The sequence below is a fragment of the Bacteroidota bacterium genome (assembly GCA_038746285.1).
GTDB lineage: Bacteria > Bacteroidota > Rhodothermia > Rhodothermales > JANQRZ01 > JANQRZ01.
Window position 1 is genome coordinate 43,319 of record JBCDKT010000029.1, and the last position, 7,386, is coordinate 50,704.

The 7,386-nt window shown below is 68.2% G+C and carries 5 protein-coding genes; 1 reads left to right on the top strand and 4 read right to left on the bottom strand.

Translation table 11 applies throughout. From position 1 onward, the window contains the following. Positions 1 to 34 precede the first annotated feature (34 nt). The 3 genes from AAGI91_10765 to AAGI91_10775 all read right to left on the bottom strand — a co-directional run bounded on the left by AAGI91_10765 (position 35) and on the right by AAGI91_10775 (position 4,608). Complete coding sequence (locus AAGI91_10765) at positions 35 to 2,647, bottom strand: M1 family aminopeptidase (GenBank protein ID MEM1043097.1); 2,613 nt, start codon at positions 2,645 to 2,647, stop codon at positions 35 to 37. A gap of 79 nt (positions 2,648 to 2,726) precedes the next feature. After that, complete coding sequence (locus AAGI91_10770; protein MEM1043098.1) at positions 2,727 to 3,377, bottom strand: hypothetical protein; 651 nt, start codon at positions 3,375 to 3,377, stop codon at positions 2,727 to 2,729. A 25-nt stretch (positions 3,378 to 3,402) separates the two neighbouring features. Further along, positions 3,403 to 4,608: an aminotransferase class I/II-fold pyridoxal phosphate-dependent enzyme gene (locus tag AAGI91_10775; GenBank protein ID MEM1043099.1), complete on the bottom strand. Its 1,206-nt coding sequence runs from the start codon at positions 4,606 to 4,608 to the stop codon at positions 3,403 to 3,405. A 200-nt stretch (positions 4,609 to 4,808) separates the two neighbouring features. On the opposite strand from AAGI91_10775, the gene AAGI91_10780 reads away from it, so the two are divergent. Next, positions 4,809 to 6,335 (top strand): aldehyde dehydrogenase family protein, encoded by a 1,527-nt coding sequence (locus AAGI91_10780; GenBank protein ID MEM1043100.1) that lies wholly within the window; start codon positions 4,809 to 4,811, stop codon positions 6,333 to 6,335. A gap of 166 nt (positions 6,336 to 6,501) precedes the next feature. Here AAGI91_10780 and AAGI91_10785 read toward each other — a convergent pair. Continuing rightward, positions 6,502 to 7,386, bottom strand: an 885-nt coding sequence (locus tag AAGI91_10785; protein MEM1043101.1) for a TIGR00366 family protein, incomplete at its 5' end; no start/stop codon positions are given.

Consider the following 7,386-nt stretch of genomic DNA (forward strand, 5'->3'; position numbering starts at 1 on the left):
GCATCGCGGGTCGGGTGCGTCGGCAAGATAGGCGCTACTCGCCGCTGCCCACCTGCGTGGAGCCTTTCTTGCGCTGCTCGATAGCCCCGCGCAGGGCCGCCTGCACGTCCGCGTCGCGCTCCACCTCGGCCTGGGCTTCGAGCGCTTCGAGCGCCGCCGCGTCGCCGATCTCGCCGAGGGCCTCGGCTACGGCCTCGCGCACGGCCGGGCGCAGGTCGCCGACGCGCGCCGCGAGCGCCCCGGCCGCAAACATGCGGATGTCCTCGTCCCGCCGACCGAGAACCAGAAGGCCCTCGATGGCGCTCAGGCGGACAGGATCCGGGCGCAGCACGTCGGTCTGCGCCGCGAGGTACTCGGCCCCGGCCACCCCGCCGAGCCGGTACTCGGTGATGACCTCGACGAGTGCCTGCTCCACGCGGCCCCGCCACGAGAGCGGCGCGTCGAGGAGGGGCTGCACGGCGTCGAAGGCATCGTCGCGGAAGCGCTTGGCGTAGAGCCGGACCGCCTGGGCCTGGGTGAGATACGACGCATCGTCCAGGGCCGCGCGCAGGGCAGGCCGAACGAGGGCTGCCGAGTCGGCCTCGGCGAGGCTGCGGAGCGCAGCGCGGCGCACGGCTGGCGTCTCGTCCGCCTGCCCGAGCTGCGCGAGCGTCTCGGTGACTTCGGGGATGCCGGCGTAGGGTTCGAGGGCTCCGGCGGCGCGCTCGCGGACGAGCGGGTGCGCGTCCTCCGTGGCGGCGCGAAGCAGGACCTCGCGCACCTGCAGGTTGAGGTCGCGCCCGGCGAGGGCCACGACGGCGTCGTAGCGCCCCGCCATCTCGTCGTCCTCGACGGCCTGCACGAGCGTCTCGGCCAGCGGCTGCCGGAGCAGGATGTCAGCGAAGGTCCAGTTGCCCTCGTCGAAGCGGACGAAGCTCGGGGCCTCGGGGACTGAGAACCGGAGCGTCGTGTCGGCGCGTGCGATGCGGACGCGGCGCACCTCGCGCGGCTGGTTCGGGTAGTTGAGTTCGATGTTCGTCTCGAAGGCGAACGTCGGCGCATTCGCCAGGTCCTGGCGCTGGACGACCTGCACGGTGTAGACGCTCGACCCGGCGAAGTAGGCCTGCTCGACTTCGAGCACCGGGTGGCCGGGCCGGTGCCACCACTGGTCGAAGAAGCGTCGCAGGCTGCGGCCCGAGGTCTCCTCCATCGCGATGCGGAAGTCGGCCATCTCGACGCTGCCGTACCGGTGCTTGGTGAGGTAGTGCTGCATCCCGCGCCAGAACGCGTCGTCGCCGAGTTCGAACCGGAGTTGGTTGAGCACCTGCCCGCCCTTCTGGTAGGTGTGCCGGTCGAACATGCCGTCGGGGGCGCTGTAGCCGTACCACACGATCGGGCGGCGGTGCCGCTCGGCCTCGGCGAAGTACCCGTCGCGGTCGGCGATGCCGTGGGCCTGGGCCTCGGCGCGGCCGAAGGCTTCTTCGAGGTAGACCTCCTCGAAGTACGACGCGAAGCTCTCGTTGAGCGCGAGGTTGGCCCAGTCTTTCGTCGTCACGAGGTTGCCGAACCACTGGTGGGCGAGCTCGTGGGCGATGAGGTCGCGCCCGGTGTAGTCGAGGTAGGCGCGCTCGTCGGTCTGGATGTGCTCGAAGAGGAGGGTGATCGTCGTGTTCTCCATCCCGCCAGCGGTGAAGTCGCGGACGGCCATCTGCTTGTAGTCGGGCCAGGGGTAGGGCACGCCGAACTTTTCCTCGAAAACCTCCATCATGCGCGGCGTCTCGCCGAAGATGCGCGGCACCGCCTCCTCGAACTCCGGCTCGACGAAGTAGGCGAGCGGGATCGCCGTGCTGTCCACGCTCATCACCGAGTCGCGGACGACCGCGAACGGCCCGGCGGCGACGGCGGCGAGGTAGGCGACCTGGTCGCCCTCGAGCACGTAGCGGTCGCGCCGCATCCCGCTCCCGAGGTCGGTCTGCTCGACGAGCGCGCCGTTCGCAGCGGTGACGAGCGAGTCCGGGACGGTCATTGAAATCTCAAAGCCCATCCGGTCGTTGGGGTAGTCCCAGGTCGGGAACCAGCGGCGGTTGCTCTCGGCCTGGCCCTGGGTCCAGAGCTGCGTCGGGCGGCCCGGGTCGGTGCCGGACGGGTCGATGAAGTAGAGGCCCGAGCCGCCGTCGCCGAGCGCCCCCTGCCCGGCCAGCGTCGGGCGGGCGAGGTAGTCGATCTCGAACGTGTAGACCGAGTCTATGGCGAGCGGCGTGGCGGGCGTGACCGTCAGGCGGTCGCCCTCGTAGCCGTGCCCCACCCCGCGCTCGCCGATCTGCCGGACGTTCTCGATCTCCATGTCGGCCGCGTGGAGATAGAACGACTCTACACCGCTACGGAGCGGCGTGAGCGTGTGCCGCGCCGTCCCCTGCACCGTTTCGTCCTCGAAGCCGAAGGCGAGGTCGAGCGCCGTCGAGAGGATGTCCACGCTGCGGTCCGGGGCCACGTCCGGCGTGACGGCGGCGGGCAGGACGTAGGTCACCCCGGCCGGGTCCTCGACGACGAGTGTGTCGCGCTCGAACTCGGGCGGGCGGTCCACCTCGGTGACTTCGTAGACCTGCTGCGTGGACGAGCAGGCGGCGAGGGTGAGGCAGAGGGCAGCGGCGAAGAGCGAGACGCGCATGAGCAGGGGACCGGGATGAGGGAGCGATTCAGATAGACAGACGCTGCGAGAGCGAGGCCTAGTACGTGGGGACTTCAAACTACCCCCCTGAAGTCCCATCCCCCTGGAGGGCAATACTCAAGCCGACGGTACCGACGAGGAGCAGGTCCGTCTCCTGATTGTTGAGGGTGATAGCGGCTGAGGGCTGCAACGTCAGAAAAGTGCCAGGGCTGACCTGCAGCCCCACACCTAGTCCAGCGCTCAGGGTCTGCGCAGCGGCAGCCGCGGCCTCCGAGAGCGCCAGCACGAGCCCCAGTTCGAGCTTAGGGACGAAGAGAATACCTGCTTCGGGCGGCCCAAATGCTCTAGCCAGGACGGCGCCGACGTTGAGCGCCAGGGCCTCCGCCTCCATCAACCTTCCAATGCCAATTCCCAGGCCGACGGTCACCGGTCCATCGAGGCCCTGCCGTCCCGGATACACCCGCAGTCCGACACTGAACGCACGCGCTTCGACCTCGCTGGGCCCGCCGAAGTCCTCGGTGACCTCGGCCGTCGTACTGGAGTAAGTCAGTGAAGCACCAAGCCGGGGAGTCGCAAGGGCTTCCAGCCCGACCCCGAACCCACTTTGCCCGTCTCCGGTCAGCAGCGCCAGACCGAACCCTGCACTGGGTCGCCCATCCAGGATGTATTCGGTTTGAGCCCGGGCAGCAGTGGAGGAGGCTAGGAGTAGGAGCAGGAACGCAAAGCGCATCAGGAGGAGCGGAGGGGTGGAAGGATTACTCGGCGCGGGCGCGCTCGGCGAAGGCGCCGATGCGGCGGACGGCCTCGGTGACGTTCTCCAGGCTCGTCGCGTACGAGCAGCGGAGGTAGCCCGTCCCGCTCGGGCCGAAGGCGTCGCCGGGGACGCAGGCGACGTGCTCCTCCTGCAAGAGCCGCTGCGCGAAGTCCTCCGACGAGAGGCCGGTCGAGGTGATGTCGGGGAAGGCGTAGAACGCGCCCTCCGGCTCGAACGTCGGCAGGCCGGCGGCGCGGAGGCCGTCCACGATCACGCGGCGGCGGGCGTCGTAAGCCTGGCGCATCTCTTCGACGTGCGGTTGACACTCTCGGATCGCGGCGACGGCTCCGATCTGCCCCATCGTCGGCGCGCTCATGACGACGTACTGGTGGCACTTGTAGATCGCCTTCAGGATGTCCGGCGGCGCGCAGCAATAGCCGATCCGCCAGCCCGTCATCGCGTAGCCCTTCGAGAACCCGCCGAGCAGAACCGTCCGGTCCCGCAGCGACGGAATCGACGGCAGGCAGGTGTGGCCCTCGCTGTAGGCCTCGCCGTAGACGAGCCGGTCGTAGATCTCGTCCGAGAGCACGAGGAGGTCGTGCCGGACGACGACCTCGGCGATCGCTTCCAGCGTCTCGCGGCGCAGCACGGCCCCGGTCGGGTTGTTGGGGTAGCCGAGGAAGAGCAGCTTCGTGCGCGGCGTGATGCGGCTCTCGATGTCCTCGGCGGTGACCTGGAAGTCGTGCTCGGCGCGCGTCGGGACGTAGACCACCTCGGCCCCGGCGAACTTGGCCGTCGGGCCGTAGCTCACGAAGCAGGGCTCGGGGATCAGGACCTCGTCGCCCGGTCCGAGCAGGGCCAGCATCGCAAGCTGCATCGCCTCGCTCACCCCGACCGAGACAAGGATCTCGCTGCCGGGGTCGTAGCTCACCCCGTAGAGCCGGTCGATCTCCTCGCTGATCGCATCGCGCAGTTCGGGCAGTCCGGCGTTCGCCGTGTAGCCCGTCCGGCCCGCGTCGAGCGACGCCTTCGCCGCGTCGATCACCGGCTGCGGGGAGACGAAGTCGGGCTCGCCGATGCCGAGCGAGACGAGGGGCGGGTCCACGTCTCCCATCGTCCCCGCGATCTCGAAGAAGCGGCGGATGCCGGAGGGTGGGACGGAGCGCACGCGCTCCGAGAGGCGGGCTTCGAGGTCGAGGACTTGCATGGGGCTAAAGGTTTGAGAGTGTGAGTGCGCGAGGGTTCAGCATGAGGGTCGAGAGCACCGTACTCCCCCATCCTCCCATACCCCCACACTCGCACGCTGGAATCCACGGAAAGCGGACGGACCCGGCGGGCGAGGTACCGGTAAGTTACCCACTCGCCCAACGCGGCGCACTCCCTTTCCCCCGCATCACGTTTGAGATCATGGCAGAAACCCTCGCGACCAACGGTACCGATACGGCCGTCCAAACCTTCCAGAACTACATCGGCGGCCGGTGGCGCGACGCCTCCTCCGGCGAGACCTTCGAGGACCGCAACCCCGCCCGGCAGTCCGACCTCATCGGCCACTTCCCGAAGTCGACCGCCGAGGACGTGGACGCGGCGGTGAAGGCGGCGCGCGCGGCGTACGACGGCTGGCGGCTGATGCCCGCCCCGCAGCGCGGCGACATCCTCCGCCGCCTCGGCGACATCCTGACCGAGCGCAAGTCGGACCTGGCCCACGCGATGACGCGCGAGATGGGCAAGCCGTTCTTTGAGACAAAGGGCGACGTGCAGGAGGCCATCGACACCGCCTACTACGCCGCGACGGAAGGCCGTCGCCTCTTCGGCTACACCGTCCCGAGCGAACTGTCGAACAAGTTCAACATGTCGGTCCGTCTCCCGATTGGCGTAGTCGGCGTGATCACGGCGTGGAACTTCCCGGTCGCGGTCCCGACGTGGAAGATGTTTCCCGCCCTGCTCGCGGGCAATACAGTCGTCTTCAAGCCGAGCGAGGACGCCCCGAACAGCGGCCGCCTGCTCGTCCAGGCGATGATCGACGCGGGCTTCCCGGACGGCGTGGTGAACCTCGTCCAGGGCGCGGGCGACGTCGGTCAGGCGATGGTCGAGCACGAGGGCACGAACGTCATCACCTTCACCGGCTCGACCGAGACCGGCTCGCACATCGGTGCCGTCTGCGGGCGGATGCACAAGCGCTTCAGCTTCGAGATGGGCGGCAAGAATCCGATGATCGTGATGGAGGACGCCGACCTCGATCTCGCCGTCGAGGGCCTCCTCTGGGGTGCCTTCGGCACGACGGGCCAGCGCTGCACCGCCACCTCGCGCCTGATCGTCCACGAGGACGTGCACGACCGACTCGTCGACATGCTGAAGGCGCGCGCCTCGGCCCTCACGCTCGGCTACGGCAACGACGACGACACCGAGATGGGGCCGATGATCAACGGCAAGGCGATTGAGAAAGTCGAGCGCTACGTCGAGATCGCCCAAGAGGAAGGCGCAACCCTCACCCTCGGCGGCGAGCGCGCGACGGGCGACGGGCTGAGTGACGGCCACTTCTTCCAGCCGACCATCTTCACCGGCGTAACGCCCGAGATGCGGGTAGCGAAGGAGGAGGTCTTCGGCCCGTTCCTCTCCGTCATCAAGATCCAGAACTTCGACGAGGCCATCGAGGTGGCGAACAACGTCCCCTACGGCCTCTCGTCGGCGGTCTACACCCGAGACGTGGCCCGCGCCTTCCGCGCGATGCGCGACATCGAGGCCGGGATCACCTACATCAACGGCCCGACGATCGGGGCCGAGGCGCACATGCCGTTCGGCGGCGTCAAGGGCACCGGCAACGGTCACCGCGAAGGCGGCTGGGAGGTCTTCGACTTCTACACCGAGACCAAGACGGTCTACGTCGACTACTCCGGCACCCTCCAGAAAGCCCAGATCGACAACGTCGAGGACTGACTAGAAAGACCAGCCTTTCTCCCCTCTCGCCCTCATGGAAAAACGCCGCATCACCCAAATCACCGCCGCCTCGATGGCCGTCTTGGCTGTCGTCCTCATGGTCATCGCCGTATTCGTGGTCGGCGTGGACGTGTTGAGCTTCTTCGGCTAAGTCCGGCAGCACGGGCTACACCGCTCCCCACCCTATCGACACAGCGACGGCGAGGACCGCGAGGCCGAGGGCGAAGAGGGCGAGCTGGAGCGGGAGCATCCACCGCGCCCACGTCTGCCACGGCACGTCGGCGAGGGTGAGCGCACCCATCAGGACGGCGCTCGTCGGGATGATCATGTTCGTGAAGCCGTCGCCCATCTGGAAGGCGAGGACGGCGGTCTGCCGGGTGACGCCGACGAGGTCGGAGAGCGGGGCCATGAGCGGCATCGTGAGCGCGGCCTGCCCGCTCCCACTCGGGACGAAGAAGTTGATGACGGTCTGCGACGCGAACATCGCCATCGCCGCCACTGCCGAGCCGGTGCCCTCCAGCCCCGAGGCGAGGGCGTGGAGGATCGTGTCGATCACCTGCCCGTCCTGCATCACGACCAGGATGCCGCGCGCGAGGCCGATGATGACGGCCGTCGCGACGAGGTCTTTGGCACCGACCATGAACGCCCGCGCCGTGCCATTCGCCCCAAGACCACCAATGGCCCCCATCAAAATTCCCAGCGCGACGAAGAGAGCAGCGATTTCATTGATATACCACTGGGGCCCTCCGACATAGTAAGACAACCCGTGGATGGTGATGGTGTAGCCGAATGGGACGTCAAATGCCTGTGACTTGGGCAATACACCCCAAACAAGAATTACTATCCCGAGGAAGAAAACCGCGAGCACCGTTTTCTGTCGACCCGTCAGTTCAGTACCTCCCTCCATGTTGAGGTGGAGACCGTCGCGGCGCTTCCGCTGGTCGATCTCGAACGTCGGGCTGCGGGTCGGGTCGCGGCGGACGCGCGCGGCGTGCCACATCACGAAGGCGATCACCACGACGGTCACCACCACCCACAAGACGACGCGAAA